The organism is Flavobacterium eburneipallidum (assembly GCF_027111355.2).
In the GTDB taxonomy this organism is placed as follows: Bacteria; Bacteroidota; Bacteroidia; order Flavobacteriales; family Flavobacteriaceae; genus Flavobacterium; species Flavobacterium eburneipallidum.
Genome location: NZ_CP114291.2, coordinates 377,192 through 394,287 on the forward strand (window position 1 = coordinate 377,192; position 17,096 = coordinate 394,287).

At 34.3% G+C, this 17,096-nt stretch carries 15 protein-coding genes; 2 read left to right on the top strand and 13 right to left on the bottom strand.

Going from position 1 to position 17,096, the window contains the following annotated elements; all coding sequences use genetic code 11:
• Positions 1-2 precede the first annotated feature (2 nt).
• Positions 3-1,103, top strand: coding sequence for a DNA-processing protein DprA (dprA, locus tag OZP15_RS01480; RefSeq protein ID WP_269226741.1), 1,101 nt, complete (start codon positions 3-5; stop codon positions 1,101-1,103).
• Between the two features lie 74 nt (positions 1,104-1,177).
• Here dprA and trpS read toward each other — a convergent pair whose 3' ends face one another.
• A complete protein-coding gene (gene trpS / locus OZP15_RS01485) occupies positions 1,178-2,149 on the bottom strand; it encodes a tryptophan--tRNA ligase (protein WP_269226742.1) in 972 nt (323 codons plus the stop codon).
• Between the two features lie 97 nt (positions 2,150-2,246).
• On the opposite strand from trpS, the gene OZP15_RS01490 reads away from it, so the two are divergent.
• A complete protein-coding gene (locus tag OZP15_RS01490; protein ID WP_281336812.1) occupies positions 2,247-2,993 on the top strand; it encodes a lysophospholipid acyltransferase family protein in 747 nt (248 codons plus the stop codon).
• Positions 2,994-2,997: 4 nt separating this feature from the next.
• Here OZP15_RS01490 and OZP15_RS01495 read toward each other — a convergent pair whose 3' ends face one another.
• The 12 genes from OZP15_RS01495 to OZP15_RS01550 form a co-directional block, all read right to left on the bottom strand.
• Positions 2,998-4,431 carry a hypothetical protein gene (locus OZP15_RS01495; RefSeq protein WP_281336813.1) on the bottom strand — a complete coding sequence of 478 codons (1,434 nt, stop codon included), beginning with the start codon at positions 4,429-4,431 and terminating at the stop codon, positions 2,998-3,000.
• Positions 4,428-4,970, bottom strand: a complete 543-nt coding sequence (locus OZP15_RS01500; protein ID WP_281336814.1) for an RNA polymerase sigma factor — start codon at positions 4,968-4,970, stop codon at positions 4,428-4,430. The genes OZP15_RS01495 and OZP15_RS01500 overlap by 4 nt, the downstream gene beginning before the upstream one ends.
• Before the next feature lie 11 nt (positions 4,971-4,981).
• Positions 4,982-5,392 carry a hypothetical protein gene (locus OZP15_RS01505; RefSeq protein WP_269226746.1) on the bottom strand — a complete coding sequence of 137 codons (411 nt, stop codon included), beginning with the start codon at positions 5,390-5,392 and terminating at the stop codon, positions 4,982-4,984.
• Between the two features lie 198 nt (positions 5,393-5,590).
• Entirely contained in the window at positions 5,591-6,598 is a 1,008-nt protein-coding gene (gene recA, locus OZP15_RS01510; protein WP_269227848.1) for a recombinase RecA, read from the bottom strand.
• A gap of 105 nt (positions 6,599-6,703) precedes the next feature.
• Positions 6,704-7,408, bottom strand: a complete 705-nt coding sequence (locus OZP15_RS01515) for a hypothetical protein (protein WP_281336815.1) — start codon at positions 7,406-7,408, stop codon at positions 6,704-6,706.
• Between the two features lie 32 nt (positions 7,409-7,440).
• Positions 7,441-7,950, bottom strand: coding sequence for an acyl-CoA thioesterase (locus OZP15_RS01520; protein WP_269226748.1), 510 nt, complete (start codon positions 7,948-7,950; stop codon positions 7,441-7,443).
• Positions 7,951-8,070: 120 nt separating this feature from the next.
• Positions 8,071-8,454 carry a DoxX family protein gene (locus OZP15_RS01525; RefSeq protein ID WP_269226749.1) on the bottom strand — a complete coding sequence of 128 codons (384 nt, stop codon included), beginning with the start codon at positions 8,452-8,454 and terminating at the stop codon, positions 8,071-8,073.
• 4 nt (positions 8,455-8,458) lie between these two features.
• Complete coding sequence (locus OZP15_RS01530) at positions 8,459-9,607, bottom strand: DNA polymerase III subunit (RefSeq protein ID WP_281336816.1); 1,149 nt, start codon at positions 9,605-9,607, stop codon at positions 8,459-8,461.
• Between the two features lie 91 nt (positions 9,608-9,698).
• A complete protein-coding gene (locus OZP15_RS01535; RefSeq protein ID WP_281336817.1) occupies positions 9,699-12,785 on the bottom strand; it encodes a glycoside hydrolase family 95 protein in 3,087 nt (1,028 codons plus the stop codon).
• 157 nt (positions 12,786-12,942) lie between these two features.
• Positions 12,943-14,676, bottom strand: a complete 1,734-nt coding sequence (locus OZP15_RS01540; RefSeq protein WP_281336818.1) for an alpha-L-fucosidase — start codon at positions 14,674-14,676, stop codon at positions 12,943-12,945.
• A 73-nt stretch (positions 14,677-14,749) separates the two neighbouring features.
• Complete coding sequence (locus tag OZP15_RS01545) at positions 14,750-15,094, bottom strand: L-rhamnose mutarotase (protein WP_269226759.1); 345 nt, start codon at positions 15,092-15,094, stop codon at positions 14,750-14,752.
• A gap of 45 nt (positions 15,095-15,139) precedes the next feature.
• The gene (locus OZP15_RS01550) at positions 15,140-17,059 is read right to left on the bottom strand and encodes a glycoside hydrolase family 97 protein (protein ID WP_281336819.1); all 1,920 of its coding nucleotides are present in this window, start codon (positions 17,057-17,059) and stop codon (positions 15,140-15,142) included.
• Positions 17,060-17,096 lie beyond the last annotated feature (37 nt).

The following is a 17,096-nucleotide window of genomic DNA, read 5'->3' on the forward strand; positions in this document are numbered from 1 at the left end:
GTATGACAGATCAGGATTTATTTCATTTATTGGCATTGCAACAAGTAGAAGGAGTGGGCGATATTGTTGCCAAAAAACTAATAACCCATTGCGGAAATGCTACCGAAGTTTTCAAAACTAAGTCTTCTCAATTGGGTACTATTGATGGAATTGGTTCTGTTTTACTTCAAAAATTAAAAGACAAAACCGTTTTTGAAAGAGCAGAAAAAGAGCTTCAGTTTATTCAGTCCAACGAAATTAATACTGCTTATTTTCAGGATGAAAATTATCCGGAACGATTGAAACATTGTATCGACGGACCAGTTTTATTGTTTACGTCGGGAAATATTGATTTAAAAAACAGAAAAACCATTAGCATTGTAGGAACTCGAAAAATCACTTCTTATGGAATGGAATTCTGCCGAAAACTGATTGAAGATTTAGCACCGCTGGATCCTGTAATTGTAAGTGGTTTTGCTTATGGCGTTGATATTTTTGCCCATCAATTGGCAATAGATCACAATCTGCAAACGATTGGTGTTGTAGCACACGGTTTGAACCAAATTTACCCAAAAGACCATAAAAAATATGTGTCAAAAGTAGAGCAAAACGGAGGTTTTATGACTGAATTTTGGAGTTCGTCCAATCCTGAAAAAGAAAATTTTGTTCGTAGAAATCGTATTGTCGCAGGAATGTCTGAAGCTACCATCGTTATCGAATCGGCTGATAGAGGTGGCTCGTTGATTACCGCCAATATTGCTAATGATTACAATCGTGATGTTTTTGCCGTTCCGGGTCGAACCACGGATAAATACAGTCAAGGCTGCAATAATTTGATAAAAACCCAAAAGGCAAATGTATTAACCAGTGCAGCCGATTTGATTTATATCTTGAATTGGGATATCGAAAGCAAAGCCAAACCCGTTCAAAAACAACTTTTTGTCACGCTCGAAAATGACGAACAAAAGATATACGATTATCTCCTAAAAAACGGGAAAGAATTAATGGATATTATTGCTTTGCGTTGTGATTTCCCTATTTATAAAATCTCTGGAATGTTGCTGAACATGGAACTTAAAGGTGTAATTCGACCTTTGCCTGGGAAATTATTTGAGGCGATATAAAAAAACACCGCAGATTCGCAGATTTTAAAAATATTAATTATTTAAAAATCTGCGAATCTGCGGTCATTTTATTTTTATTCAAACCCCAATTTTTCTCTAACTCTTGCCAAAACGCCACTGGCTACAACTCCAGCTTTTTCGGCACCTATTTTCAATAAAGCATCTACTTCTTCGAGGTTGTTGATGTAATAATTGTATTTTTCTCTTTCGGTTTTGAATTTTTCTACAATCAATTCAAATAAAGCTTGTTTAGCATGACCGTAACCGTAATTTCCACCTAAATAATTTTCTCTCATTTCCGCAAGTTGTTCTTCATTGGCTAACAAAGAATAAATAGCAAAAGCGTTGCAAGTATCAGGATTTTTCGGATCTTCCAATGGTGTGCTATCGGTTTCGATGCTCATTACTTGTTTGCGCAAGGCTTTGTCATCCAAGAAAATATTGATAATATTATTGGCCGATTTACTCATTTTTCCACCATTGGTACCAGGAATTAGCATACTGTTTTCCTGAATTTTAGCTTCTGGAAGTACAAAAGTTTCGCCCATCTGATGATTGAAACGAGAAGCCACATCACGTGTGATTTCCAAATGTTGCAATTGGTCTTTTCCAACGGGAACAAACTGCGCATCATACAACAAAATATCAGCAGCCATAAGCATTGGATAGGAAAATAATCCTGCGTTAACGTCTTCCAATCTATCGGATTTGTCTTTGAAAGAATGCGCTAATGTCAATCTTTGAAAAGGAAAAAAACAACTCAAATACCAAGACAATTCCGCAGTTTGTGCCACATCCGATTGACGGTAAAAAACTACTTTGTTTACATTCAAACCACAAGCCAACCAGGCTGCTGCTGTGCTGTAGGTATTGGCTCTTAATGTTTTTCCGTCTTTTATTTGGGTGATCGAATGCAAATCGGCAATGAAAAGAAAGGATTCATTTGCTGGATTATTCGATAATTCGATTGCTGGAATGATTGCGCCAAGTAAGTTTCCTAAATGTGGTGTTCCTGTACTTTGAACGCCTGTGAGTATTTTTGCCATTGTTATTTTTCTTAACCGTGAAGTTTGTTTTTGTTTTTGAGTTTCCAAATTTACTGCTTTTATAAATAATAGCATAGTTTTCCTTACTTTTGACCTTATGAGAGTAATAAAAATTATTTTTTGGGTATTCTACCGCATCTGGTTTTATATTTTATTAGGGGCGCCAATTTTGGTTATGTTCCCGTTTTTGGTAATTTCTATTCTGAAAGAAAGTTATTATCCTTATTTCTTTAAAATGGCCAGAATTTGGGCAAAAACCATTCTTTTTGGAATGGGATTTTATTATAAAATTGAAAGACAACAAAAACTTGAATCAGGAAAAAGTTATATGCTGGTTTCCAATCATACTTCTATGGTGGACATTATGTTGATGTTGGCAACGATAAAACAACCCTTTGTATTTGTGGGAAAACAAGAGTTGGTAAAAATCCCTTTGTTTGGCTTTTTCTACAAGCGCACTTGTATTTTGGTTGATAGAAAAAGTTCCAAAAGTAAGCATGGCGTTTTTGAACGTGCTCAAAAAAGAATCAAACAAGGCAATAGTATTTGTATTTTTCCCGAAGGAGGAGTTCCTGCTGACGAATCCATACGATTAGATTCTTTTAAAGATGGTGCTTTTCGATTAGCGATTGATCATCAATTGCCCATTGTTCCTATTACTTTTGGCGATAATAAGGCACATTTTTCTTATACTTTTTTGAGTGGAGGTCCAGGTCTTTTGCGAGTAAAAGTACTTCCTTTTATTGAAACTGAAGGTAAAACAATGGCGGATAAGAACAATCTTAAAGACCAAACTTGGAATGTAATTAACGAGCAATTATTGGTGTTTGAAAAGAAAAAATAGCCAATTAAAACCCATAACTTATACCAGAATACAATCCGATGAATAAAGGTTGAAAGTTGCCCGAATTATTTGAAAAGGTGTTCAATTGGTATTTAAGCATTGGTTCGAGATTAATTTGAAAATCTTTTATAATCTGGTATTTGAATCCTAGACCAATATTTGTACTAAAATGGACTTGATTCAAGTTTTTTGCTTCGCCAAGTTGAATACTCGATTGAGGTGATAGTAACGAAATCCTATTCTCATTCAAGAACAAAGTACTGAATCCTCCAATTAGATTTATTCCAAATTTTTTGTCAAAAACGGCATAAGAAACTTCCATTGGCAGTTCATAATAACCCATTTTTTGATTTAAAGTACCCTTATTGGTGTTTTGTATTGCTTTTTCAAAAGTTGGCGTTGCGCTATAGTTGTCTTGATTTACAAACTTAACTACATTGTCTGATAGATAGTTAATGTTTTGTAAATTGTTGGCGGTTAATCCTGTTGAATACAATACATTACTCGTATTGTAACCTAAAACTACTTTATTGACACCAGTTCTAATGACTATTTTATTGCTCACTGCATAGCGAACACCTAGACCAAAGCTAACTGTATTCTCTGAATTTTTTTTATAATTTGACAGTTGGTTATCAATGGGAGAACCGCCAGAGTTTGCATTCAGATACACTGGAGCAACGTTGGGAGTGATTTGCCATTTGTTTTTAGCACTAGATGTTAATGCTTTTTTTGGATCGGATTTGGCTTTAAGAATTTCTTCTAACTCGTTTGGCTGTTCTAGATTTGTTGATAATTCTTTTTTAGTATCTTCACTCTTTTTGTCTAGAGTTTGATTTGTTGCGTTTGCTAAAGAATTTGAATTGGCAATACTTTTTTTCTCGGCATTTAATGTGCTGTAATCAGAATTGCTTTTATTTGTTGCGGGTTGTTTTATCGGCAAATCACTTTTTGGTAGAAAAACGTAAGCATTATTTTGATTCTTTTTATGGACACCAAGTGCATTTGAGGAGCGATAAGGTTTAGTTTCTTTTTCATCTTTTACAACTGATTTTGAAAATTTAGTAATACTTATTTCTTTTTTATATTTGATGTTTTCTTTAGAATGGTTGACAAGTTGGGTCTCTTTTTCGGCTTTTTCAGAATTATTTTGAGGATTATTTTGGTTTTTACTAGACCAATTTTTCGAGTTTTTAGAATCCAAAACAAGAGGATTTTCTTTTTTAGAATTAAAAATGGAATTGGTATTCAAAACAAATAAACCCAGAAAAAACACGGCAGCTATTCCTGCATATCTAAACCATATCGGAATAACTCTTCGTTTTTTATCTTTTTTTAATTCGGCTTCGATATTGAGCCAAACCTGATTGTCTGGAGTCGCCTCAAAGTCTCTTAATTGTTCTTGAAATAATCGGTCTATATTTTTTTTCTCTTTCATTTTGCCGATATTTTTAAATTAGACACGGTTTTTTTTTCAATTTTTTCTTTCAAGATAAGCCTTGCTCTGTGCAAATTCGATTTAGTTGTACCAGTCGAAATGTTGAGCATTTCGCTAATTTCTTGATGAGAATAGCCATCCAATACATATAAACTAAAAACAATTCGGTATTGATCGGGTAGTTCCTGAATAATTTGCATTAAATAATCTAGTGGTATTTCTTCTTCATCAATGGCTACATCAACATCTGGAATATTATCGTTGATTATTTCCATAAAACGCACTCCTTTGAATTTTTGGAGTGCGTTATTAATGAGTATTCTTTTGGCCCAGCCTTCAAAAGAGCCTTTTCCGTTGTATTGATTTATTTTCCGAAATATAATTAAGAAGCCTTCTTGAAAATTATCTTGTGCATCAGCATAGCTAGACGAATATTTCAAACACAACCCAAAAAACTTTTTCTCGAACAATCGGTACAATTGTTCTTGAGCTTTGGGTTGGTTTTTTTGACATTCGCTAATTAGCTTTTCTAACACCACTGATTTTTTATTTATTGAACTACCGGAATTTCTACATCTTCAAAAATATCTTTACCATCAGCATCTTTGCCTTTATAAAATTTAAACATATAGGATCCAGTATTGGTAACGATAAAGTTAAATGAAACTTCTGAAATAGGAGGAACTTCTGTTGTACAAGCTTGATTGTTTTGCACCGCAGTTTGAATAGCAATCGTTCTAGTGTTTAAGTTTTTGTCATAATAAATTCCTTGATAAATATGACAAGAACTAGGTTTTTGGTACTTTAATTTAATCTCATAGGTTTGTCCTAAAGTAAAACTGGCTGGCACAACATAGCTATCAATAGGAAGTACATGATAGGTATAACTTGGATTATCATTGTCAATACTACAACTCACCAAAGAGATAATTAGCACTAGGAATAATACAATTTTTTTCATTTTAAAAGATTTTAAGGATTTAACTTTTTTCATTTTATATAAGATTAGAGCCAATGAAAAAGGTTGCGTTGGTCCTCAAAAAAAAATTATCATTATTTAAAAGTTGATTTCAAAGAGCTTATATCGATTAGAATTAGACCAAAAAAAATGCCCGAATAAAAATATCCGAGCATTTGATTTTTTTATTAAAAAAATATTTTAAGCTTCTGCTAATTCTTTGATTCTAGCTTTGATTTTTACTTCTAATTCCTCGGCTAGTTCTGGGTTGTCTTTGATTAAAGATTTAACCGCATCACGACCTTGACCTAATTTGGTTTCGCCATAACTGAACCAAGAACCTGATTTTTTTACAATTTCAAATTCTACAGCCAAATCCAAGATTTCACCCGTTTTTGAAACACCTTCGCCATACATAATATCAAATTCAGCTACTTTAAATGGTGGAGCGACTTTGTTTTTTACGATCTTCACTTTGGTTCTGTTTCCAATTACATTCTCACCGTCTTTGATTTGAGTAGAACGACGAATATCCAAACGAACGGAAGCATAAAACTTCAAGGCATTACCACCCGTAGTGGTTTCTGGATTTCCAAACATAACTCCAATTTTCTCTCTCAACTGATTGATGAAGAAAACGGTACAATTGGTTTTACTAATCGTTCCTGTCAATTTTCTCAAGGCCTGTGACATCAAACGAGCGTGTAATCCCATTTTAGAATCTCCCATTTCGCCTTCAATCTCACTTTTTGGAGTCAAAGCAGCAACGGAGTCAATCACGACAATATCAATAGCTCCGGAACGAATTAAGTTCTCGGCAATTTCCAAAGCTTGTTCCCCATTATCTGGTTGCGATATGATTAAGTTTTCGATATCAACGCCCAATTTTTCGGCATAATTTCTATCAAAAGCGTGTTCAGCATCAATAAAAGCAGCTATTCCACCCGCTTTTTGTGCTTCGGCAATAGCGTGCAATGTTAAGGTTGTTTTTCCTGAAGATTCTGGACCAAAAATTTCGATAACCCTTCCTTTTGGATAACCGCCAACTCCCAAGGCTAAATCGATTCCTAATGAGCCAGAAGAAATGGTTTCTACTTCTTCAACGGCTTTGTCGCCCATTTTCATTACGGTGCCTTTTCCGTAGGTTTTATCTAGTTTGTCAAGCGTAAGTTGTAGTGCTTTTAATTTGGCTTCTTTGTCTGAACTCATCTCTTTTACCTTTTCTTTCATTTATATTTTGTACTTATCTTTTTGTAAAAATACTTCTTTTTTTGGAAGAAGCAAGGGGAATGTTTTGGGATATTTATTTTGTTTTTATCTCATCCAACCTTCAATAATGAAATTTCTTTCGGCAATTTTATAATCCTTATTTTTATTTGAAGGCTCAAACCATAATTCAATTCTAGCGGCATATTTATCGCCCCAAGAACCTTCATAAATTGTGAATTCTCCTGAATAAATTTTAGATTCAATATTTTCTACTTTTATTTTTGAACTTATTTTTATTCTTTCTTCGGATAATTTATCATTCGAATTTATTTCAAACGCTTTGATGTAGAAATTGCCTAATTCTTTAGGTTTTTTAGCCGTATAATAGTTATAAATTCCAGGTTGAAAAGATGAAGATAAAATAAAATCATACTTATCTAATTCCTTTTTAGTTGGTTTATTATTAATAGGTACTGCTATTTCTATATTTTCAGGTATTATTTTATTGGCTCCATAATAATCGGGTGGTGAAAAAGTAAAATAAATTGAAACACAATAAAAGAGAAATATAGAAATTCCAATTTGAGGAATTGAGAAATACCATTTTCTTATTACTATCTGAATAATTGATGAAATTATATTTCCTAGAATGTTGAGAAAAAACATCAACAAAGAAAAGTCTATTATATCATCACTTTTAAAAGCATTGCCAATTAAAAATATTCCAAAAGGTATTAAATAAGAGAGAATTGGAATCCACCAAATTCTAAAATATTGACTAATTATATTTTTTAGCTTTTGTAAAGTCATCAATTTTTTTGATTTATAGATATTTAAAAAAATTAAACAAACAACGCCTTCAACTCCGAAGCATCATGAGGATTCATTTTTCCTGCCAAAACCAAACTCAATTGTTTTCTTCTCAAAGCCGCTATATAACGTTCTTTTTCCAATTCAGTTTCGGGAATTAATTCGGGAACTTCAACAGGTTTTCCGGTTACATCAACAGCTACGAAAGTATAAATGGCTTCGTTGGCTTTGGTTCTTTTTCTAGACTCTAAATCTTCGACCCAAACGTCAAGGAAAATTTCCATCGAGGTTTTGAAGGCTCGGGATACTTTAGCTTCGATGATAACAACACTTCCCAATGCAATCGATTTGTTAAAAGCGACATGATTGACCGATGCCGTTACACAAATTTGATGCGAATGTCTGCCTGCAGCAATGCAAGCCGCACGATCCATTCGAGCCAGTAATTCGCCACCAAAAAGGCTGTGCAAAGCATTGGTTTCGCTAGGTAAAACTAAATCAGTCAATATGGTCAAAGATTCGGAAGGGTGTTTTGGAGTCATAATTTATCGTTTTTTAAACATATAAGTCATATAAGTTTGTTAATGCGAAAGCTGTTTTTTATAGTAAAGCAAAAAGTTCATTAAGTTTTTTAAAAACTTATATGACTTATATGGTAAAGTCTAATTCAGCCAATATACTGCCATCACAGCTGGAATAAAGTAAATAACAATGGTTCTGGCGCCGTCATAATCCTTGGCTAATCGTTGTCCGAAAAGCATCATTAGTAAAGTAATACTCGAAAAAATAGCACCATAAAAACCAAAAGTTCTACCATTGCTTACCAAAAGTTCGATAACACCTACTACAGATAAAATCCCCGAAATTAATTCTAAAATAACAAGATGAACTAATGCTAAAGGAACCAAATTTTTGAGTCGGGTTTTGGCAAAATGTTCTTTCAGCCAATCGACATTTTCTTGCCAATAAAATAATTTTTCGTAAGCCGATTGTATAAAGGTAAGAGCCAAGAAAATCAAAAGCAAAATGGAAGCAGCGTTATTCATAAACTTATTTTTTGTGTATTAAACGAGTGAGTTTGATGGACAAATCGGTCAGGATTATTTTGGCGTTTCCGTTGCGTTCAATGTGGTAAATGGCATCGGACAATTCTTGAAATATTTCGTGAATGTTATTACCGTTTACGAAAGGCGCAAATTTGGCAATAGTGAAATTCTCGACAGTAGGTTCCATATAAACCAAACTCGGAGTTTCATAATTGTGTAACAAAGCTTGACGGAAAATATCAATGCAAAACTGCAGGAATTTCTTTTGTGTTTCTCTTCCCAAAGCAGCAATTTGTTCGCTCCATTGAATCAAATCGGCAATTACGGCAGCATTTCCTTTGGCTTTGAAAGCGGCTCGAACCCAAACCACAAACCATTGTTCGAACGGAAATTCCTCGCTATCGTCTTTGAGCAGATGCAAGGCTTTGTTGTAATTTCCTTGTGCTTGATGGGCAATTTTCGTGGCGATTTTAGGTTCAATATTTTCACGAGAAACCAAGGCTTCAGTAATCGTATTTTCACTCAATCCAATGAAATGCAAAACTTGACAACGCGAACGAATGGTTTGAATTATATCTTCTTCGTTTTCGGAAATGAGTAGAAAAATGGTTTTCTCTGGGGGTTCTTCGAGTAATTTCAACAATTTGTTCGAAGCGGCCGTGTTCATTTTGTCGGCCATCCAAATAATCATAATTTTATAACCACCTTCATACGATTTTAACGAAAGCGATTTTAAAATTTCCTGCGCATCATCTACCCGAATTTCGCCTTGCTTGTTTTGAACGCCTAAATTGGAATACCAATCAAACAAACCACCGTAAGGATTTTTTTCGATAAATGTTCTCCAATCGGCAATGAAATCAATGCTTTTGGGTTTTGTTTTTACATCTTCGGTACTTACTGTTGGATAGACGAAATGCAAATCGGGATGCGAAATTTTTTGGAATTTAAGATTGCAACTTTCATTGGCTCCTGAATTTTCGCCCTTTTGATTGTTGCACAAAATGTATTGCGCGTAGGCAATCGCCATTGGTAAAGTGCCACATCCTTCGGGGCCTACAAACAATTGAGCGTGTGGAATTCGACCTAAATCGGCACTTCGGGTCAAATGATTTTTGATGTGTTCCTGTCCTAAAATTTCTGAAAACTGCATATAGCAAAGATAACAGAAAATGGATAAGTCTAAAATTTTAGATTACAAAGTTTCGGGTCTAAAAACAGACTTTTTTATCAATAATCAAAATTTAAAACTGCAATTGAAATACTTGTCCCGCTTTACTATTTGGAAGTTTGAATTGACCATTAGTAGCTTTCAAAATAGTTGACTTACCATCAATAATACATTCTATTTTTTTGACTTTATCATAATGAATAGTCGTTTGTTTTCCTGTAACATTCAAAATTTTGGCATTTTCTAATTTTCCATTCTTCCATGTCATTTCGATTTGAGCTCCGTTTTTAGTAATAATTCCTTTGATTACTCCTTCTTTCCAAGCGGATGGCAAAGCAGGCAAAAGATAAATATTCGAATTATTACTCTGTAAAAGCAATTCTTGAATACCCGCTGCTGCTCCAAAATTCCCGTCAATTTGAAATGGCGCATGGAAATCGAACAAATTCGAATAAGTGCGTTGTGCTAATTGGTATCGTAATAGTTCCAAAGCTTTATCTCCTTCCTGCACTTGTGTCCAGAGTAAAAACTTATTAGCAATTGACCAACCTGTAGCATCATCGCCTCTTTTTTGCAACACAATTTTAGCTCCTTTTTGAAATTCGGGAGTTTGCGGATTAATTAAATTTCCGGGATACAATCCCACTAAATGGGAAATGTGTCGGTGGTACGGATCGCCTAAATCTTTGCCATTATTATCTTTGTTATAATTCGTTTCTTGAATCCATTCTTTTACTTGTCCGTCTGTTCCAAGTTCAACTGGTTTTTCGATATTGGTTCTTAATTCGTTCCAAACTTGTTGTTTTTCAATATCAATGTTCAAGATTTTTGCTGCTTCTAAAGTATAATCCAGAAGTCCTGCAATTAATTGTAAATCGTATTTCACACCTGTTTGATAAGGTCCGTGTTCGGGTGATCTTCCTTTGCCTGTGGTATAAAAATAACCGTTTGGATACTGTTTCAAATCTTCTGTTTTCACCTTATTGTTATTAAGATAAGCAGCATAAAAATTAGCTGATTTTCTTAAAATAGGATACAATTGATTGGCCAACCATTTTTTATCCTGACTGCGCTGAAAAAGATCCCAAACATTATACATTAAAAAAGCCGTATTCCCAGGAGATTGTATGTTTGTAGAACCTGTTAAATCAGTTTGACCATTGATGGATTGTTTGGTGTGCATTACAAAAACACCGTCAACCCCTTCATTTTTAGAAGGCGTAATAACAATGTTGTTTTGTTTATCCAAATGATAAGACGAAGCATTTACATTATACATATTGCGAGCCGTTAACGAGCCAGCAGGAATTTGTGTTTCAATCCAGTTTACCAACGCTTTTCCACTATCAATAAGATTGGCTCCGCCTGCAAACCAATAATTCATTTCTAAATTGATGTTGATGCAATAAGTAGATCCCCAAATCTCGGCTACGGATTGATTCCATTTTCCTTGCAAAGTCGATGGCAAAGTTTTTTCACGCGAGGAAGCAATCATCAGATAACGACCATATTGATAAAATAATTCTTCCAAATGAGTATCGAGATTATCATATTCGGCTTTTGGATAGGAAATACTTTCTCCTGCTTTTATGCCTTTAATCACTTTGGCATAAGCTGCTACACGTTCATTTGTAGGGATTGGTTTTGATGCTTCTTTTTCGCCTAAATTAAAACTCACACGATTAAATACAGGTTGATAATCGGCAATGTGTTCTTTTTTAAGAACTTCATAGGTTTTTCCATCAGTGTTCGAAAGTCGGTTTTCTGCTTTTTGAATTGCGAATTGTACACCATCTTTGTGCTTGAATTGAGGAATGTCCAAGTTTACTTTTCCATCAGCATTGATACTAAAAGCATTCGGATCATAATCGGTTGCCGAAGTAATAATTATGGTTACTCCGCTAGCATTTTTGACTTCGATATTGCCGTAATGGTTTATAAGTTCGCCATCATCAGCAATGACTTTTATTTTAGTACAATACTCTAAATCAGAAGCTTGATTATAAGTTGCTTTTCCGCCACCGGTATAAGGTTCAGAATCTTTTAATTTGCCTGTTATAGTAATAACACCATTGTTAACAAAAATATTTCCGGGATGTGCCGATACTGATTTTACACTAAAGTTTAATGCTTTTGCTTCATCGGCGGTGTATCGTAAAACTATAACTTCAGCAGGATAACTGGCAAAATATTCTCTTTTATAATTTACTTTTTTGTACTGATAACGCACGGATGAAATGGCGGTATTCAAATCCAAATCGCGATAATAATTTAGAATTTCAGGGTTTTGAGGCAAATTAAAATCAACAAAAACATTCCCGCTGTTCATAAAACCGTTTATGCCTTCGCCCATTTTTTTGTTCACATTGTCTGACGGAACTTTTTCCTGAACGCCCCGATAACCTGCTGCCCAAAAAGTTTCTTCATTAAACTGAATGTGATCTTTTCCAGGCATTCCAAAAAGCATCGCACCTAAATAACCGTTACCGATAGGCAAGGCTTGTTCTTCCCAATCTTTTCCATCACGGTCATAAATAGTGGAAGTTGGGTCATAAGCTCCAGTTTTATACCATAACAGATTATCTTGTTTGCCAATTGGATAAGCATCATCATAAAGATAATTGACATTAAGGTTTTTTGTGTTCACAACCGCAGGGTCAACGCCGGCGGGAACTTTTTCTGGGTTCATTACACTGGGGCCATTTCCATATTTTGGATGTGTAATCCAGTTGGAATAGACGGGGATCCCTTTATAACTTCCGTTTTTGAAATTAGCTGAAAAAAGATTTTTTCCTGCTTTTGAAACTATTGTGATGCGTAAATAATCAGCTTGGGATAAATCTATTTGTTTTTCCAAAGGAATAAATTGATAGCCTTCTGGAAGTTTGTTGAAATCTAGTTCGGTTTTAAACTGATTAATCTGTTTTCCTTTGGTGTCAAAAGCTTCGAAAATGATTGTAGTTTCTGACCAATTTTCAGCTTTTACATTTTTAAATTGTAGTCCCAGAATTTCACTAGCTTCTTTCAAATTGGTAAAACCGCCTTCTAAAACTAGACCGAGAACAGCACTTTTATAGTCTTTTGTTGGTTGAGCGAAAGTGGTAGAAATTACTAAAAGGATAAAAGTTAAATTTAGAAAACGATTTAGAATAGACTTCATTTGAAATGATGTTGATTAATTTACAAACAATGCTATCAAGAATTATGCTGCTTTTTTAATTTACTTAAAAAGCGTAAAAAAATCATTCTAATTTAAATTTTCTTATCTAGGCAAGCTTTATCATCAGCATTTATATTCTAATTTTTTAAAATTGATTTTACTCAATTTTAAAAGTTACAGCGGTAGCAAATGGCATATTTTTAGGACAAGTTATTACTAATCCATCAGTTACTTCTTTCCACTTTAGTTTTCCTTTGTAACCCAACAACTTAACTGTTTTAATTTTTTTACCATAATGTTTTGCATCTGTAGCTAGAGACTTAATTTTTATTTGAGTATTTGGAGCTGGTACGTTCATACAAAAAGCGTATAGTTTGTTGTTTTTCCCAATTGTAAATCGAATATCTTGAGCGTCAAACTTAAATTCGGCATGTTTGTTTCTCAATGCACCTCCTGGGAGCATTTTTAATTTTCCATTAATCATTTCACCTTCGGCAGGAATTACCCAAGCTTTACTTCCATACACTCCTTCGCCATTAATTCGCATCCAATTTCCAACTTCTTTCAACATTTTTTGGCTCTCTTCATTCATGGATCCATCAGGTAATAGAGAAATACATAATGCTGCGTTTCCATCTCGCGCTATTGCTTCAATTACGTAACGAATCATCATACCTGAATCATAGGTAAAATCTGGAGCATAAAACCAATCTCCTACTGGAGCTTCGGCAATCCAAGGCTGGTCTTTTTTAATGTCTGCTGGAATTCCGTGTTCTTCGGTATTTACTGTCCCATTTGTTTTCTTTCTAAACTTAACAATACTGAACGTATTTACCTCACCTCGACGTTGCAAACTAGTGTTGTAAAAGTCGGCCATTACCGTTTGCATGGCATTCGCTTTTAAACCCGTTCCGGTTCCATTTCCTGTAAAAGGACCTTGAACAGTTCCGTCTGTATATATAAAATCTGGATCATAATTTTTTACAACATCCATCATTCGTAAAGCCCAATTGGTAGCATACCATTTGGCGTAGCCTAAATGATTACTAAAAATTCCTGCGGGTGCAGGTGACCAATCATTATGCGCTTTCTCGTCAACTCCTTTATATTCTCTTAAGTCAATTCCATAAAGCATTTTAGGATCATAGCCTTCCCACCATTTTCCTTTACCATCAGCAAGTGTTAGATTACCATCATAGGGAATTCCTTTTTTTTGGACTTCTTTATCACTACCAAATGCTGTTTGCCACCACCACCAAGTGTATTCATGATGAAAAGTCACGCCATAACGCATTCCGTTTGCTCTACAGGCTTTTGCCCATTCGCCAATTAAATCTCTTTTGGGGCCAATATTTACGGAATTCCATGGTTGGTATTTTGAATTCCACAAATCGTAATTATCATGATGCACTCCTTGAATCATTAAAAAACGAGCTCCTGCATCTTGATAAATTTTTGTGAGTTTCTCTGGGTCTAGTTTGGTAGGATTCCAGTCGCGTAATACTTCTTTATAACCTACTTCAGATGGATGTCCATAACTTTTAACATGATTTTGATACGCTCTTTTATCTGATTTGTAAAGATTTCTGGCATACCAATCCCCACTTTCTCCAGCTGATTGTGGCCCAAAATGAACCCATATACCAAACTTTGCTTCACGCAACCATGCTGGTTCCCCTGGATAATTTTTCTCGATTGATTCCCATGTAGGTTCAAAAGGACCTTTAGCAATTGGAATTTCTAATTTTACCTCTGGAAATGTTCTTGAATCTCCCATTGGCAAGCTATTCAAAGCTAATGGAGCTGGTATAGCAGATATAGGATTTTTTTCTTGGGCATAAACACTAAACTGAAGTAGAGATAATAGCGTGAATAAAATTTTCGTTCTCATTTTTTTTTTATTTATTATTTGAATCATTTTGTAACTAAACGTTCCAAACTGACAACCTGAATTATTAAATTAATTATTCCAATTTATATATCTGTTCCATCTGCAACCATTTTTCGCCCTCTTTTGCTCCTGGAGGAGCTTGTTGAAATTTCCACATCAACTCTTCCCATTCCTGAACTTTTGGGTTAGCGGCATCCATTTTTTGTTTGTGTTCGGGAGTATAACTTTCATTCACTTCCATAATCATAAACAATCTGTTGGCTAAAAGGTAAATTTCCATATCTATAATACCTGAATCTTTGATACTTTTAGTGATTTCAGGCCAAGCACTATCTTTAGAATGATAACGTTTGTATAATTCTATTAATTCTGGATTATCAACCAAATCGCAAGCGTAACATATTTTTTTTGAGTTCATAAACTAAATTTATATAAAGATAAATAGGGCTTTTCTATCTGGAATTTATTTTTCTACAATAGCTACAAATCCTCCTCTTGGCAAACATTCCACATTCAAAACATCTCCTTTTTTTACTTTTATAACTTCAACAGCAAATGACTTATCATTTTCTCCATCCTTAATAAGTTTTAATTTAAAATCTCCAGTGTCAAGAAAATCAAAATTTATTTTTAATGTTTGCTTTTCTTCCTTACCATTAAGCCCGCCTAAATACCATTGATTCCCTTTTTTACGAGCGACAATAACTTTCTCTCCTGGATATCCGTCCAAAAGTTTGGTATTATCCCAACTTACAGGAACATTTTTTAGAAATTCTTTAGGTTCTGGAGGTAAGTTTTTATACCCTTCTGGTCTATCGGCAAAATGCTGAAAACTAGATTCAAAAACTACAGACAATGCCAATTCATGAGCATAAGAAGTAATATGGGGATGTTGCGAATTTGTAAAAGTTACCGGAGTATAATCCATTGAACCAATTACATTTCTAGTAAAAGGAAGTGTTGTATTGTGTGCCGCAGCTTTAGAAGTAAGAACAGGTTTATTGTTATACCATTCGGCTCCATAGACAGCCTCGGTAGTCATCAAATTCGGATACGTACGCGCCCAACCACGCGGTACTGTTGCGCCATGAAAATTTACCATTATCTTATATTTTGCTGCATCTTTCAAAATAGCAATACAGTATTTCATCATATCCTGTTGGTCTCCAGCAAAAAAATCAACTTTAATTCCATAGATTCCCATTTTATTAAGCCATTCAAATTCTTCAGCTCTTTTTTCAGGAGTTAACAAACGATCGTTAGGCGTTGGCTCAAGCCAGGATGTGCCCGAATTATACCAAATCATAGGTTTAATCCCTTTACTTTTAGCATAATTTACCGCATCAGTTATATTTCCACCATTGCCCATAACATCCCATTCCCAGTCAATGAGAACATAAGGCCATTTCATTTCTACTGCCAAATCGGTATATTCCAAAGCTTTTTGATAATCTTTAGACCCACGATTATTTGCCCAATAAATCCAAGCAACCGCACCGGGTTTTATCCAACTCGTTTCTTCTAATCTATTAGGTTCGCTAATGTCGGTGATTAAAGTCGATTCAACTACATCAGACAATTCACCAATGATTAACGTATGCCATTGCGAATTCCATGGCAAAGTGGTTTTGACTCCTGTTTGCTTAAAACTATCTCTTGGTGAAGCATAACTTACTTTGTATTCGTTTGGGTTTTTAGCATTATTCAATTTTGCAGCACAATTATTTTCAGAAATATTTGCTTCAGAAATTAATACCCAAATAGGATTATTATTCACTTTGAATAAGGCTGGAAATCCCCATTCTTGTTTATTATTATTGGCCTTTCCTGTTTCTGAAAAAGGAAAAAAATCTTCATAAGAGTCCGTATATGCCTGCACCCAACGATTTGTAGCCGATGGGAAAACATAAGTGGTGCTTTCGTCAATAATATTAACTAATGAATTGCTTTTATTGGTGAATTCATAACGAAATGCTACTCCATCATTATAAACTCTAAAAACAATATTCAAGGGTTCATTATTTGAATTTACATATTTGAAAACTTTTTCAGTTCCTAAATTATCACACCATTTTTGTTTACCGGAAATCATTTCATATTGCTGATTTACATCTTTTGCTTTAGATTCGCTTACCAATTTTAAATTATCCGTAAATTTTTGGTCGTCTCTTGAAATACCCAAAGGCGAACTTGGCATTATTTCAATATATTCCGATTTGTTTTTATACAAAACCTTGAAATATACCTGACCAAAAGACTTTTCATCTGATCCTTTTTTCGAAACAATTACCTTAATATTCTTATTTGGTGATACAATTTCCTGAGCATTTATTGTAAACGCAGTTGAAATAAAGAGAGATAATAGCAGATAAATGTATTTCATTGATATTTGTTTTTATATAAAATTCCAAGTACAATTA

Excerpts from the sequence above, each read along its gene's own strand:
- dprA (WP_269226741.1), top strand. The coding sequence starts at position 3 with ATGACAGATCAGGATTTATTTCATTTATTGGCATTGCAACAAGTAGAA.
- trpS (WP_269226742.1), bottom strand. The coding sequence starts at position 2,149 with ATGGCAAAAATACTCACAGGCGTTCAAAGTACAGGAACACCACATTTA.
- OZP15_RS01490 (WP_281336812.1), top strand. The coding sequence starts at position 2,247 with ATGAGAGTAATAAAAATTATTTTTTGGGTATTCTACCGCATCTGGTTT.
- OZP15_RS01495 (WP_281336813.1), bottom strand. The coding sequence starts at position 4,431 with ATGAAAGAGAAAAAAAATATAGACCGATTATTTCAAGAACAATTAAGA.
- OZP15_RS01505 (WP_269226746.1), bottom strand. The coding sequence starts at position 5,392 with ATGAAAAAAATTGTATTATTCCTAGTGCTAATTATCTCTTTGGTGAGT.
- recA (WP_269227848.1), bottom strand. The coding sequence starts at position 6,598 with ATGAGTTCAGACAAAGAAGCCAAATTAAAAGCACTACAACTTACGCTT.
- OZP15_RS01515 (WP_281336815.1), bottom strand. The coding sequence starts at position 7,408 with ATGACTTTACAAAAGCTAAAAAATATAATTAGTCAATATTTTAGAATT.
- OZP15_RS01520 (WP_269226748.1), bottom strand. The coding sequence starts at position 7,950 with ATGACTCCAAAACACCCTTCCGAATCTTTGACCATATTGACTGATTTA.
- OZP15_RS01525 (WP_269226749.1), bottom strand. The coding sequence starts at position 8,454 with ATGAATAACGCTGCTTCCATTTTGCTTTTGATTTTCTTGGCTCTTACC.
- OZP15_RS01530 (WP_281336816.1), bottom strand. The coding sequence starts at position 9,607 with ATGCAGTTTTCAGAAATTTTAGGACAGGAACACATCAAAAATCATTTG.
- OZP15_RS01535 (WP_281336817.1), bottom strand. The coding sequence starts at position 12,785 with ATGAAGTCTATTCTAAATCGTTTTCTAAATTTAACTTTTATCCTTTTA.
- OZP15_RS01540 (WP_281336818.1), bottom strand. The coding sequence starts at position 14,676 with ATGAGAACGAAAATTTTATTCACGCTATTATCTCTACTTCAGTTTAGT.
- OZP15_RS01545 (WP_269226759.1), bottom strand. The coding sequence starts at position 15,094 with ATGAACTCAAAAAAAATATGTTACGCTTGCGATTTGGTTGATAATCCA.
- OZP15_RS01550 (WP_281336819.1), bottom strand. The coding sequence starts at position 17,059 with ATGAAATACATTTATCTGCTATTATCTCTCTTTATTTCAACTGCGTTT.